General features: G+C 51.8%; 12 protein-coding genes. 6 read left to right on the plus strand and 6 right to left on the minus strand.

Going from position 1 to position 14,145, the window contains the following annotated elements; translation table 11 throughout:
• The first annotated feature begins 110 nt into the window (after positions 1-110).
• Positions 111-1,553, plus strand: coding sequence for a tetratricopeptide repeat protein (locus ACYVC2_RS13275; RefSeq protein WP_461102911.1), 1,443 nt, complete (start codon positions 111-113; stop codon positions 1,551-1,553).
• Positions 1,554-1,863: 310 nt separating this feature from the next.
• Here the strand turns inward: ACYVC2_RS13275 and ACYVC2_RS13280 are convergent, their stop codons facing one another.
• The 3 genes from ACYVC2_RS13280 to ACYVC2_RS13290 form a co-directional block, all read right to left on the minus strand.
• Positions 1,864-2,841 carry a hypothetical protein gene (locus tag ACYVC2_RS13280; protein ID WP_461102912.1) on the minus strand — a complete coding sequence of 326 codons (978 nt, stop codon included), beginning with the start codon at positions 2,839-2,841 and terminating at the stop codon, positions 1,864-1,866.
• 130 nt (positions 2,842-2,971) lie between these two features.
• Positions 2,972-3,490, minus strand: a complete 519-nt coding sequence (locus ACYVC2_RS13285; RefSeq protein WP_461102913.1) for a helix-turn-helix transcriptional regulator — start codon at positions 3,488-3,490, stop codon at positions 2,972-2,974.
• 182 nt (positions 3,491-3,672) lie between these two features.
• A complete protein-coding gene (locus tag ACYVC2_RS13290; protein ID WP_461102914.1) occupies positions 3,673-4,488 on the minus strand; it encodes a 2,3,4,5-tetrahydropyridine-2,6-dicarboxylate N-succinyltransferase in 816 nt (271 codons plus the stop codon).
• A 991-nt stretch (positions 4,489-5,479) separates the two neighbouring features.
• Between ACYVC2_RS13290 and gap the strand changes: the two genes are divergently transcribed.
• Complete coding sequence (gene gap / locus ACYVC2_RS13295; protein ID WP_461102915.1) at positions 5,480-6,475, plus strand: type I glyceraldehyde-3-phosphate dehydrogenase; 996 nt, start codon at positions 5,480-5,482, stop codon at positions 6,473-6,475.
• A 72-nt stretch (positions 6,476-6,547) separates the two neighbouring features.
• Here gap and trmB read toward each other — a convergent pair whose 3' ends face one another.
• Genes trmB through ACYVC2_RS13310 form a run of 3 tightly spaced genes read right to left on the minus strand, consistent with a single transcriptional unit; the run spans position 6,548 to position 9,447 of the window.
• The gene (gene trmB, locus ACYVC2_RS13300; RefSeq protein WP_461102916.1) at positions 6,548-7,213 is read right to left on the minus strand and encodes a tRNA (guanosine(46)-N7)-methyltransferase TrmB; all 666 of its coding nucleotides are present in this window, start codon (positions 7,211-7,213) and stop codon (positions 6,548-6,550) included.
• A gap of 3 nt (positions 7,214-7,216) precedes the next feature.
• A complete protein-coding gene (locus tag ACYVC2_RS13305) occupies positions 7,217-8,503 on the minus strand; it encodes a bifunctional folylpolyglutamate synthase/dihydrofolate synthase (protein ID WP_461102917.1) in 1,287 nt (428 codons plus the stop codon).
• On the minus strand, positions 8,503-9,447 hold the full coding sequence (locus ACYVC2_RS13310) for a hypothetical protein (protein WP_461102918.1): 945 nt from the start codon (positions 9,445-9,447) through the stop codon (positions 8,503-8,505). The genes ACYVC2_RS13305 and ACYVC2_RS13310 overlap by 1 nt, the downstream gene beginning before the upstream one ends.
• A gap of 179 nt (positions 9,448-9,626) precedes the next feature.
• On the opposite strand from ACYVC2_RS13310, the gene menD reads away from it, so the two are divergent.
• The 4 genes from menD to ACYVC2_RS13330 all read left to right on the plus strand — a co-directional run bounded on the left by menD (position 9,627) and on the right by ACYVC2_RS13330 (position 14,086).
• The gene (gene menD / locus ACYVC2_RS13315; RefSeq protein WP_461102919.1) at positions 9,627-11,369 is read left to right on the plus strand and encodes a 2-succinyl-5-enolpyruvyl-6-hydroxy-3-cyclohexene-1-carboxylic-acid synthase; all 1,743 of its coding nucleotides are present in this window, start codon (positions 9,627-9,629) and stop codon (positions 11,367-11,369) included.
• A gap of 87 nt (positions 11,370-11,456) precedes the next feature.
• Positions 11,457-11,840, plus strand: coding sequence for a hypothetical protein (locus tag ACYVC2_RS13320; protein WP_461102920.1), 384 nt, complete (start codon positions 11,457-11,459; stop codon positions 11,838-11,840).
• Between the two features lie 213 nt (positions 11,841-12,053).
• Positions 12,054-13,211 carry an acyltransferase family protein gene (locus ACYVC2_RS13325; RefSeq protein WP_461102921.1) on the plus strand — a complete coding sequence of 386 codons (1,158 nt, stop codon included), beginning with the start codon at positions 12,054-12,056 and terminating at the stop codon, positions 13,209-13,211.
• A gap of 98 nt (positions 13,212-13,309) precedes the next feature.
• Entirely contained in the window at positions 13,310-14,086 is a 777-nt protein-coding gene (locus ACYVC2_RS13330) for a hypothetical protein (RefSeq protein ID WP_461102922.1), read from the plus strand.
• Positions 14,087-14,145: the final 59 nt, after the last annotated feature.

The raw sequence follows: 14,145 nt of genomic DNA on the forward strand, positions 1-14,145 counted from the left end.
AGTCGATGAAGAATCGACTGGGCGGCTCAAACATTTTAATCTCGTTCATGCTTATACAGACAGATTCCGTACTTTCGTTTTGAAATAGTAAAACACAACCCCATTTACCCATGAAATCGATTTATGTAGTTCTTGTAGCCTGTTGTGTGTCGGCGGGTGTGCGGGCGCAGCAGGGTGGCGTGCTGGAGGCTGCCAATGCCGACGCGCTCAAGAAGGACAAAGAGAAAAGCGACAAGGATATTACCGACCCGAAAGCCTCGACGAAGGCCAGTACCTGGATGGATCGTGCGAAACTCTATCAGAACATTGCAGCGGGTGGGAATATCAAGCTCGATTCAGCCGCGGCTACTACGTCTTACGAGGCTTTTAAAAAAGTCGTTGAGCTGGATAAAGACAAGAAAGGAGGACCGGGCAAATTAGCGAAAGAAGCCGAAACTGCCCTGAAAGACCCGATGATGTATAATGCCTTCATGCAGCAGGGGGTGGCTAAGTTCCAGGCTAAAAACTACGGGGATGCCATGAAATCCCTGTCGATGGCCGGCGATATCAACCCCAAAGATACCCTGGCCCCCCTGTACACTGCCATTGCCGCTCAACAGATGAAGGATAACACGACGGCGAAAACCCAGCTGGAAAAATATATTTCCGGTGGGGGCAAAGACGCGACGATCTACGGATCTTTGGCTATGCTGTACCGGGCGGATAACGAAATGGATAAAGCCCTGGCTGCGCTGGACAAAGGAATTGCCCTGGCACCGGGTAACAAAGACCTGGCCAACGAGAAAATCAACATCATGCTGACCTCGAACCGGATGGACGAGGCCATTGCAGGCATGAAGCAGATGGTCGAAAAAGATCCCAACAACGTGCAGAATCTGGTTAACCTGTCGATCGTTTATAACAACATCGCCGGTAAGTCGACCGAAGAGATTCGCAAGCTGGAAGGCGAAACGAAAAAAGGCAGTAATTCGGCTAAACAACTGACGGATGCCAAAAGCATCCTGGATACATACAATTCGGAGGTTACCCGCCTGGGGGGCGCTATCAAGAAGCAGCCGAAGAATGCGGACCTGAAGCGGCAGTTAGCCGATGTACAGAAGAAAGTGACGGAGCAGAAAGCCGAGATTGCCCGCCTGGACGGTGAAGCGAAAGCAGCCACGGCTAACGCATCAGCCAACGCCGAATCCGAGAAAAAGCTGGCTGATCTGAAAGCGAAACAGGCGGAGAACAAAGGGCTGGAAAAACAATATCTGGAAAAAGCCCTGGCCGTTGACCCCAATAATTTCGACGCCAACTACAGCATGGGCATTTATATCTTCAACGAGGCTGTCGAATTGAAACGGGCCGTCGATAAAATGGATATGAATGAATATGCTAAAGTAGGTAAAGAAGCCGATGGTAAGGTGTGTGGTAAATTCAAGCAGGCACTTCCATTTTTCACGAAAGCGAAAGCGGTGAAGGACGAGCCGGAGTTAACGGAAAACCTGACCAATACGCAGAACATCCTGAAGCAGTACGAAGAGAAAAAGATCGTCTGCATCGAAAGTAAGTAAGGGTTGAAGAGGGCCGGTGCAGCTGTATCGGCCCTACTTCTTTCCTGGTCTACTTAACATAATATAAATTATACAACAAAATGATCCGTTCATCCACAGCCTTATCCACAACTTATCCACGTGGAACACTAAAGTATTGCTTTACAGGGAGTTAGGGAGTATATGGTCAAAAAAGCCCTACCAGGACCTCTAAAGGGCCATTTTACTGAGCAATTACCAGTGCCATACTGGTAACTAAACCGATACTTGATGGCACGGATTCCAACATTCCGTTCTGATAATACCCACCGGAATTAGTTGGTCTGGCCGATCATTTTTTTCCTCGCCTGAACGGAAGGTAAAAGTTCAGGCCGGTTCGACGCTGAATCTCCAGAAGCGCCTGGATAGTCGCTACCCGGCTCAGCCCGATCTGCTCTCTCAACTGGTCGACTTGTCGTACCGCTGCCTCACTCAGCTCACCGCTCAGATACCCGTAGGCTAATTCCTGGTGATTGCTCCTGACGGCTACGTACCAGTCCTCGATGGTTGCCAGCTCGTACGGGGAAATCTGGCCAGCTTTCAGGGCATCGAACAGCCTGGGTCTAAGGGACGGATACAGGGTATCTTTCAACACATAAGCGGTACTGATGGATGTATGGTGGCTTAGGATAACGGTTGCCCAGACACCATTCCCGACCAACTGCTCACCCGGGAATCCGTACGTATTCATGAACTCGATGAGTCGATGCAGCTGCTTTTCACTGTGGGGGGCAAATCGTTTTTCGGCGTAGCGATCCTGCCCACGAGCAGAGAACGTAAATAAAGCCCCCAATGCTTTCCACTGATCCTGGCGAAACATTTTTTGAAGCTGACTTCTTACCGCCCAGTCAATATGGGGATTTAGTATGACCTTTCGGTGCCGTCTTTTAAGCCCCCGCCATTCGGCGGTTCCTTTCAGCTTTCTCAATATACTGTTGTTTCGGATTGCTTTCCTGGTCCACCCCTGTACCATACCCTGGTTTAAGTATGCGAAAGCGGCCTCCTTCTCCCCCAGGTAAAAAGCTAATTGGGCGGCAACCTGATAATCTCTGAGAAAGACGAAGGGGTAACTGTCGAGAACCTGTTTGTAGATCGCAAGGCCATCCCTAAACTGGCTACAGGCGATCAGATCCTGCGCGCGGGCCAGGCTCTGGTGATAGGCTACATAATTCAGCTGCTTGACTGGGCGGTCCGGCTCCTGAGCGAATTTACAGACCGCTGAATAGTTGACCGATATATAAAGGAATAGCAGGAAGATGAACCGGTTCATGAGTACAGAATGAAGTTTGTACAGATGAGCACCGGCCAGCCTTACACGGTTGGAATCAGAATAAAGGATTAACCATTTTTAACAGCGTGGCTGGTTCGTCAGAATTTCTCCTAGTGTCAGGTCTTCGCTGTTACCCTGCGGTAGGCGTATATTCCCGAAAAGATCCGTCTGTATAAAAGATCAAAATCCGTTCGACTTTTTTATCGGTGGCATTCGTGGTGGCCGGAACGACAACCATTGGATTGGCGGAGGCCAGTACCTGCTCGATCGGGTTTACCGGGGCAGGCGCCACGGGCGGAATCTCATTCCGCTGACTGCGAATACCATTAGGGGTTGAATTAGGGTAAGGCATGGAGGAGGACTCGACAGAGTTGTAGCGGTTGGATGAGGATCGGGATAACGGATGGCCAACCCGATTTGCGTAACCCGTATGCGATGATGGATTACTGGTTTCTTCTTCCATAATCCATTCATAGCCAAGATCGGGAAACCGGCGGATTATTTTCTGGATAATGTCAAAACTAGGGCGATTACGTCCCGACAGAATATGCGAAATACTGGAGCGCTGGACACCAATCTCATCGGCAAAGTATGAGGGAGTCAGGTTCTTATCGATGAGAATCTGTTTAATTTTGTCATTTATAGTCATAACCCGCCTGTTAAATCCTGGCGACAAATATAAACGTAAATAGTTTACATAAAATAAGGGAATCCAATTGATTAAAATAAAAACAGGAATTCAGCCTTGTCAATTGCCAAATTCCTGTACATTAAAATAAGTAAATTGTATAAATGTTAATTTAACAAGTATCCTGTAAATTAGTTAACTTATTATACCGAGACGTTATTTTCCCGAAGGGCATCGTTCAGCGATGTTTTTAAATCAGTCGAGGCTTTACGCTGACCAATGATAATCGCGCACGGCACCTGGTATTCGCCGGCGGGAAACCGTTTAGCATAACTTCCGGGTATAACGACGGAATTAGCAGGGACATACCCTTGGTAGTCGACCGGATGAGTGCCTGTCACATCGATTATTTTCGAAGAACCGGTAATCGTTACCCCAGCACCCAATACGGCCCGTTTGCCAATGTGAGCCCCTTCTACTACAATGCAGCGGGAGCCAATAAAAGCACCATCTTCGATAATAACGGGAGCAGCCTGGGGCGGCTCCAGCACCCCACCAATGCCAACGCCCCCGCTCAGGTGAACGTCTTTGCCAATTTGTGCACAGCTCCCCACGGTAGCCCACGTGTCGACCATCGTACGCTCATCTACATAAGCACCAATGTTTACATAAGAAGGCATAAGAATGACCCCCGGGGCCTGATAGGAACCATAGCGGGCTACGGCCGGTGGGACTACCCGAACCCCTGCTTCGGCGAATCCGGATTTAAGCGGAATCTTATCATTGTAGGAAAAAATGCCGACTTCTTCGGGCTTCATCTGCTGACTGATGAAGTATAACAGAATAGCTTTTTTCACCCATTCGTTCACTGTCCATGGATCAGTCTCATTAGTTGGAGGAGTAGCAACCCGGAGGGCTCCCCTATCTAATTGATTAATAACATCCCGAACAACTTGTAGCGAATCGGGTTTAGCTAATAATTCCCGGTTTGTCCAAATACGCTCAATCTCGTCAATCATTTTAATTAAAGTAAGTATAGAGTAAAAATGTTATAACTTCCTGAATATAAATAACTTATATTTTTTTACAAAATATTATTCTGCCCGATATACACTGATAAATTAACTATAGTTCTATGATGTCAAAGGTAATCAATGCCCATGTATAGTTGAAACATAGCCTTTAAAAATTTTCTAGCTAGGGCCGGTATCTCTCCGCAGGAGACAAAATGAATGACGCATTCGGTAGACTAAAGCAAGACTCTTCCAGATCAGTTTCTGACCCCTATATTAAAGGCAGGATGTTCATATGCGTACCAATGTAGATTTTAGAAGATAGTTAGGAAGGAATCAAAAGCGTTATCGTTTGTGAAGAAAAGGCTAAAGAGTAAATGGTCTCTTCTGCGAGGATCAACCGTACTCATAGTACTCCTTACTGTAGTAACGGAAGTGAAACAATCCGAGTTAAGGTATCCTATAAATGCCAGGATAAAGAACATCAGTTGTATCAACTAAGTAGCGTAGTCACAAGCTAAATGGCCTTGTTTGTTTAGTAGTAGTAAAAGGCAGAAGCAAAGAGAAATAGGGGTAATCGTTAGGTTACGTTTCATAGATTGTTTGTGGAGTAGGAGTTGAGAATGCGAATCAACTAAGTTTGCTATTATCCAAACCTAGCTAATAAGCAGGAAAAGGATACATCCAGAAGAGAGATACTATAAATACTAAAAGCTACTCCCCTACCCGATTGCATTAGTAGTTAAATGCTATTTTAGTAATTTATTAGCATTGTACGAAAAAATTAGCAAAATACGGGTATATTCCTACTAAACACTAGCAAAAACAGCGCAAAATGCTACAAATACTTAGCAATATGGGTAATATTTGCTAATTTTTAGCGAGACTGTATTCTATTTTGCTAAAACCCTCTCCTATTTACTAAATTGCTTTAGCTTCGATTCAGCGTATATATTCTGTATATTTGACCCCGAAAACAAACCAATTTTCATTGTTCATGGAAAAAATACGTGTTGCTATTAATGGATTCGGTCGTATAGGCCGGTTATCCTTCAGAAAATTGCTAGAAAAAGAAAACATCGAGGTTGTAGCCATCAATGACCTTACCGACAATGCGACCTTAGCTCATTTACTAAAATACGATTCTGTTCATGGTAAGTTTGCGGGTGAAGTGACTTCCGACGGCGAAAGTCTAACCGTCAATGGCCAACGCATCCATGCTTATGCCGAACGTGATCCCAAAAATCTCCCCTGGAAAGATCTTAGCATTGATGTAGTCCTGGAATCGACCGGTCGATTCGTCGACGAAGCAGGTGCTGGCCAACACCTGACAGCCGGTGCTAAAAAAGTAGTCATTTCAGCCCCTGCCAAAGGAAACATCCCAACGGTTGTTCTGGGTGTAAACGACGACACCCTGACTGGTGAGGAAACGATTGTATCGAACGCATCCTGCACGACCAATTGCCTGGCCCCAATGGCTAAGGTTCTCGACGATGTGTTTGGGATTGAAAAAGGCTACATGACAACGATCCACGCTTATACAGCTGATCAGAATCTCCAGGATGCGCCCCACTCCGACCTGCGTCGGGCACGGGCGGCCGCACTATCGATCGTCCCCACATCTACGGGCGCTGCTAAAGCTGTCGGCCTGGTTTTACCTCAGCTAAAGGGTAAACTGGACGGATATGCCCTGCGGGTTCCCACGCCAGATGGCTCCCTGACCGACCTCACGGTAATCCTTAAGAAAGAAGCGACGGCAGAAGAAATCAACAATGCCCTCAAAGAAGCCTCTGAAACGTCGTTGAAGGGCTTACTGGAATATACGACCGATCCTATCGTATCCATCGACATCGTTGGCAATTCGCACTCGTGTATTTTCGACTCTAAACTAACAACAGTCAACGGTACGCTGGCCAAAGTAGTAGGCTGGTACGATAACGAATATGGCTATTCGAGCCGGGTGGCTGATTTGATAACGAAGCTATTTAAGTAAGTCAATTACTGATATTACTATTGTTAATTACAAATGTAATGTAGTTTATTTGGTTAAATTAACGGGTGTAGTTTACATAACTGCACCCGTTTTACATTGTAAATAGTTAATTGTAAATCCTTTATCAAAGAAGAGCTGTTCGTATTTCGTTTTAATGCCTAAGTGAATCGTGTTCAATTGTGAATTATACAAGTCAGTTGTATAATGTAAATCGATAAACTTCTCCTCCACCACTTTCGCAAGGCTATATGCAAACAAAGCCGGATTATCGGTTTTAAGGTGCAGGGTGCCCCCATCCACCAATAAGCTTTTATAGACCGTTAGGAAGCGCGGATGGGTCAACCGGTGTTTTTCCTGCTTGGGGCGTGGCTGGGGATCCGGAAAGGTGATCCAGATTTCATTCACCTCAGCGGGCTCAAAAAATTCAGTCAGGAAATTAATGTCCGTGCGTAAAAAGGCAACGTTGGCCAACCCCAGCCGTTGGGCTGCCTGCGCCCCCCGGGCAATACGATCCCCTTTGATATCGACGCCGACGAAGTTCATTTCCGGAAACGCCTGCGCAAGTCCTACGGTATACTCGCCTTTTCCACAAGCCAGCTCCAGCACAATCGGGTTTTCGTTACCAAAATAATCCGTGCGCCAGTGGCCGCGGATGGTTTTATAAAGAGGCTTGCCCGTTTCAAGTACATTCGCACTGTCGGCATTTTGCAGAAATCGGTGGGTTTTACGACGCGTCACGGATTATAAAAATGGTAGTTCGGCAATGGTATAGTTACTGCCCGTTAGTAAAATGAAATCAGTTGGAGCCGCTGCGTCGAGGGCAGCGGCCAGGGCAGCGTTGACGTCTGGAAATGCCTGCCCCCGGCGACCCAACTGAGCCGCTTCGGCCTGCAGGGTTTCGGCGGGTAGCGACCGGGGCGTCTGTGCCTGACAGAAATAATAGACGGCAGTGGTCGGCAAAGCCATCAGTGCGTTCGTCCGGTCTTTGTCAGCCACCATACCCAGCACAATCCGGAGGGTCTGGTAGGGAAAGCTCTCCACCGTTTCCAGTAAAGCCGCTAAGCCAGCCTGATTATGGGCCGTATCCAGCACCACCCTCGGATTCGCCTGAACGGTCTGGAAACGGCCCTGTAAGCCGGTCAGTCCCGTAACGGTCGCCAGCGCCTGAACCAGGGCCGAATCAGCCACAGGGAATTTCGCCTGCAGCGTGGCTACGGTCGCCAGCGCGGCCCCCAGGTTTCGAACCTGGTATTTACCCGTCAGGTCCAGTTGAAGGGCTAGATCCGGTCGGTCAGCGGTCGACACCCGCACCTGTCGGCGTCCGTTCTGTAAGCCCTCATCTGCTATTCCATAAACCTGGTCGGCAAAGCGAATCGGTGCATGAAGCGACTGGGCCACCTCCCGAAATACGGGCTCCGTGTCGGCCTGAGTTTCGCTGATAATGACGGGCACTCCGGCTTTGATGATCCCGGCTTTTTCCCGGGCAATCTGCGGCAATGTGTCGCCTAGTACATCGGTATGGTCGTAGCCGATGTTGGTGATGACCGAAACCTCCGGAGTGATGACATTCGTGGAATCCAGCCGACCGCCCAGGCCTACTTCGATGATGGCCAGATCGACGGCCTGCCGGGAAAAATAATCGAAGGCCATGGCCACGGTCACCTCAAAAAAAGACGGCTCGATGGACTCGATCAGGGCTTGCTGCTGCGTCACGAACGTGGCTACCGCTGCTTCCTCCATCGGTACACCATTGAGCCGGATGCGCTCGGTAAATGACTTCAAATGGGGGGAGGTATACAGCCCAACCCGGTAGCCCGCCGACTGGTAGATGGCCGCCAGCATGTGAGACGTACTGCCTTTCCCGTTGGTACCGGCCACATGAATACTGCGAAACTGCCGCTGGGGATTTCCCAACGCGTCGCACAGGGCCAGGGTATTCCCCAGCCCCGGTTTGATCGCTTTCGGTCCGATCCGGTGAAAAACCGGGAGCCGGCTATACAGGTAGTCGAGCGCTGCCGCGTACTCCATCAATCTTTAGCCTTGATGATAAACGTAATGGTTCCGGTGGCACTGGGTGGCGTAGCGGCTCCCTTGGGCCGGAGTCGGAGTCGCTGGACCGCTTTTCGGTATTGTTCACTCACCGAAGGGCTGACCGTACTCTGCATCTGCCGCACCGACATGATCTCGCCGTCGCCGTTTACCTTGATCTGGAAGACGATCTTACCCGTTTCGTCCGACTCGTCGTTGACGCTGGGTTTACTGGCCATCGACCAGCCCGACACGTCAAAGGCGACCCCCGTAGCGGCTCCGCCCGGGGTCCCGTAAAACTCTTTGGCATTGATTTTACCATTCGGGTTTCCCTTGTCACCTACCCCACTGGCATCGTCTCCGTTGCTGTTGCCCCCGGTGCCGGAGGCTTTGCCTATGGTGCCGTTCGAGCCCCCCCCGCCCGACGATTTCTTGAAAAGTGCATCGTTATTTACAGTTTCGGCTTTTTTGACCGGGGCGGGCGGGGCCGGCCGCTCTACGGGGGCGGTTTCCTTCGGCGCTTCGACCCGTTTGGGTTCGGGCCGCTCGGGTGTGGTCACGGGGCTCTCCGCCTTACTGACGATCAGGGGCTTTTCCGTCGCCACTTTAGCCGGTTTAGCATCGGCTATCCTGGGCGTGGGGGTCACGTGCGTGCGTTCGACCCGCGGAATGGGGTTTGTTTTCGGTTCCGGACGTTTCTCTGCGGGTTTTACTTCTTCCGGATTAGGTGAATTCGATGGCTTGTTATGGGTTTGAATCCGGCCACTCCCGCGGGTGTCGGTGCCAAAGTTTACCTCCACGAACTGAATCGGGGGTGGATTCGGTATCGTTTGCGACAGATGCACCAGCAGCAGTACCGCCACCAGCAGCACATTGATGATGAGGGCACCGGCAAAGGATTTTACCCGGATGTCGTCTTCGTTCTCGAACGTAGTGCGGTTCATAGACCAGGAGTTGGGTTACTGACAGATTTAGAGTATAACGTCGATGCCTCCCCCTTCGTTATAATCCCGGGCGACTCGGCAGGTAGTTTTTAGCAAAGTAACGGAAAATACTAAACCGATGGCCAGACAGGTCCTGCCCTTTACCGATTATGTTTGCAGGTAGAATCTCCTGCATCGTTATGCCCGTCCTTCAACCCATCGTCGACCTCGCCCAACTGCTCTACCAGCGCGGCATCACCCAAATCGTAGTGTGCCCCGGTTCGCGCTCGGCTCCCCTGACCCTGGCCGTCGCCCGTCACCCCAACCTTCGGGTCCGCGTCCTGGCCGACGAACGCTCGGCTGGATTCGTTGCCCTGGGTATGGCCCAGCAAAGCCAGAGCCCGGTCGCGGTGATCTGTACCTCGGGCAGCGCAGTGTACAACCTCGCGCCGGCCGTGGCTGAAGCGTTTTTTCAACAGATACCTCTCCTGCTTTTGACGGCCGACCGGCCGCACGAATGGCTCCACCAGCAGGATGGTCAGACCATCGACCAGCCAGGACTATTCGGTGGGCAGGTCAAACGCGGGTATGATCTGCCCGCCGATTATGGGCATCCGGACGCGCGCTGGTTCATCGAACGGACGGTCAACGAAGCGATCACCCTGACCCAGCTCGCGCCGGCCGGACCCGTCCATATCAACGTACCGCTCCGCGAACCCTTTTACCCCGCTCCGGACGAACCTTTCCACTATGGCTCCGTCCGGACGATCGACACCCTGCCGGCCCAGCCGACCCTGGCTCCTGAAACCTGGCACGCCCTGCGGGATGAATGGGACGCGAGCGAACGTATCCTCATCGCCGTGGGGCAGCACCCGTTCGACCCCGCGCTGACGGCCGTCCTCCGCCAGCTTAGCGACACCTTCGGGGTTCCCATCATTGGGGAAATAACCAGTAATGTGCCGGGCCGGGAAGGCTTCATTACCCATACGGATACGTTTCTAACAGTGTTAGATGAACAAATGGGGGAACGGCTGCGCCCGGATCTGCTCCTGACCATCGGCCATTCGTTCCTGACCCGGAACCTGAAAACGTTTTTCCGACGGTTTCCCGCCCGACGACACTGGCACGTTCAACCAGCGGCAGACCGGATTACGGATGCGTTTCAGAGCCTTACCACGCTGATTCCGGCCCAGCCTCGCCCGTTCCTCGAAAAGCTATTCGCCGACATGGATTACGAACGGTTTCTTCAGGGCAGCGACGAAGAAGACAATACGGCTTATCTGACCAGCTGGCAATCGCTCGACCGAAAGGCCGCTCACCTGGTCGATACGCACCTGGCTCAACCCGATGAGCCTCTTACCGACTGGTCGGGGGTACAGCGGGTGCTGGAACACCTCCCCCCCGATTCACTGCTTCAACTGGCCAACAGCATGCCGGTCCGCTACGCAAACTTATGTGGTGTGCCGGAACGAGCCGGGGTTCGGGTATCGGCCAACCGCGGGGTCAGCGGGATCGACGGCTGCCTGAGTACAGCCGTCGGGGCGGCCCTGACGACGGACCGGCTGGTTACCCTGCTTATCGGGGATATCGCTTTTTTCTACGACCGAAATGCCCTGTGGTCGGCACCCGTCCCCCCGAATTTACGGATTGTCTTACTCAACAACGACGGAGGACATATCTTCCGGATGATCGATGGACCAGGCCGCCAGCCCGAGCTGGAAACGTATTTCGAAACCCCTCATGGATACACGGCCCGCAACACCGCAGCCGATGCGAACCTTACCTATCAGGTATGTGATTCCCGATCCGAGCTGGTTTCGCTCCTACCCGCTTTCTTTGCGCCCGGTCCGCAGGCGAAGCTGCTCGAACTAACCACGGATAAACACCAGAACCATCAGGAGTTTCTGGCGTATAAACTATACCTGAAAAAAATATTGAGTTAAAGTTATAACTAAAACTACAGTTATAGTTTTAGTTATTTCTGAACGAAACGGTCTGATCGAACGAGAAAAAATAGATTAGTAGATTACATGAAAAAAGCGGTGCTGTTACTGGTTGTCTGGCTCTGGGTTCTACCCTTCACGAAAGCGCAGGTGGTTGTGGGCGGAGTCGACGTTAACAAGCTGGATATTCAGTATATCCGGTTGATGGGCTACGATAAATTGACGGGCGTTATGAAAACCTCTTCCGAAGCCGTGGTCTGGCTTGATATAGGGCAGGGAATCGATTTTCGTAAATCGAACGAGTTCCTCAAGCCGGTAAACGACCAGGAACCGGTTCGTTTCAGGTCCGTCACGGAGGTATTGAATTACCTGTATAAAAACGGTTGGGAACTCATCGAGCAGTATCAACTAGATCCTAACTCGTTCCATTATTACATTCTACAGCGACGGAGTTCCGCACCCACCAAATAAGTGCCTGAAAAAGCCGTCCATCGCGCGAGCGATACGCGCGATGGACGGTCCTGTCCCGCTTCCAGTTCGTCGTAGCCGGTTTCGCCAGAAGTCCGCTTCCAACAAAACGAATCCTGGGGTTTATCCCCTACCTTTGTCGTCTGTCCGCAACGGTCTTCACTGACCCAGCCATGGCAGGCCACCGCTTTTCCTCTTTTTTGCAACGGCCAGTTCGTGAAACCAGGTACTTATCTTTCTTCCCTTACCTCACTGCGGGGGATTGCGGCTTTGCTGGTGATCTTTCTGCATATCGACGGGATCGCGTTTCCGCTTCTGCCTCCCCAAATTCCGTTTTTCATCCGGAAAGGTTACCTGTGGGTCGATTTTTTCTTTATGCTCAGTGGGTTCATTATGGTGCATGTCTACGGAACGACTTTTAGCCGGGACATTCGCTGGCCGGCGTTCCGCCGGTTCATGTGGGCACGCTTTGCCCGGATCTATCCGCTGCATCTGGTTTCATTCCTGTGCATGCTGGGGTTTTATGCTTGGTACCAGTCGTCCCATACTCTGACGCCCTTCGATCATGTTCTGTATGATTTAGGTACCATACCCAGCCAGTTACTGCTGCTCCAGGGGATGGGCGTGAATCGGTTCCTGAGCTGGAACGCCCCGTCCTGGTCGATCAGCACCGAGTGGTGGATGTACACGCTGTTCCCCTGGCTGTTGCGGCTGTTCCGACACCCGGCCCGCTGGAAATCCCTGGTTATTCTTTTGGTTATCCTGGCGGGGTATCTGTTTATCCTGTATTACCTCCGTCCGGTATCCACGGCGGCTTCCCCATACCCCGACCCGACAAAACGACATTCGCTCGATGTTACCTACGATTACGGGTTTATCCGGTGTTTGCTCGGTTTTCTCCTCGGCATGCTGCTCCATCAGCTCTACGCCACCAACTGGGGGTATCCGCTCTTGAACCGAAGCGTCCTGGTGGGGCTGGTGAGTCTGCTGATCCTGCTGACGCTGAGCCTCCCGCTGCCAGACATCATCCCCGTTAGCCTGATGGCGCTCCTGGTGCTGTTGAGTGCCTACAACCGGGGCCTGGCCAACCGGGTGCTGACCCTGAAACCGTTGCTGTTTTTGGGCGATATCTCCTATTCGCTCTACCTGATGCACCTGCCCCTGCTGTACGGGATGCTGGTGTACGCCCAACGGTTTGCGTCATTCCGGCAACCGCACGGCTGGATGGGAGTGTGGGCCTATAGCCTGGGGTTTGTCGGCCTGATGCTCCTGGTGGCGACCCTGACCTATCGACTGGTTGAGCTGCCGGCCCGGAGAAAACTGAACCAGCTGATCGGTCAGCATATTCACTCAGAAAAAAAACTGCTTTCCTGATCCAGGGCGCCCCCGGCGCCGACCGTAAAAACCGCCGGTGATTCCAACCGTTGGGGCCGAAACCGGGTCCTTCGACCATACCAAGCCCGTTATTCTGGATGAAAAACCCGTTACGTCTTCTGCTGCTAAGTCTGTGCTGGACTGCCTGCCAATCCAGCGACCCCGCCGTATTTGGGGTAGACCCCCAACTGAGTCAATATACCGATGAGGCCCCCATGACCCGGAAGCTTTTTTGCAACTCGGTCAACTGCGAGAATCCGCTCAATCAGGAAGTGTATGCGTACGACCAAACCGGTAAACTTACCCGCATGGAGCAATGGGGCCGCATGGCGTCGGGAGCCCTGGAGCGGTATGCCTACACAGACTACCACTACGACCCCAGTGGGTTGCTGATCGGCAAGACCGGGTACGGCCTCTACGGCAGTGACAACCGCTGGGTAGCCACCGCCGAATCGGAATATAGCTACGCGCAGGGGGTACTGACAGAGGAACGTACGTATTATCATCAGCACAATCCGGAACAACGGGTACTGACCGGACTGGTTACCTACGACATCCAGGATGGGCTGAAAGTTGGGCAGCGCTGGTACGACGACCAACAGAAATTATCCCGGCGCGTGGTCAACGAGTACAGGAACAAGGTGCTCATCCGCGAAACCTGGCTGGACGCATCGGACACCCCCTTCCGCCGGTTCGATCACCAGTTTGCGGGCAATCGCCGGCAAGTGGTCGAGCACCTGCCCGGCTCGACGGAGCAGATTTCGATGGTCGAGAAAACCTACGATTCCCAGGGACGGCTCAGCAGCGAGGAAACGAAAGTGATCAACCCCCTGCTGTGCGCCATGCAGGCGGGAATCATTCGGTATCTGTACTGAGCAGAAAATCCACCCGGGTACTGCCTCAAAGGCCGGATTCCAGCCTGGGGTTGGGGTAG

The organism is Spirosoma koreense, from assembly GCF_054777875.1.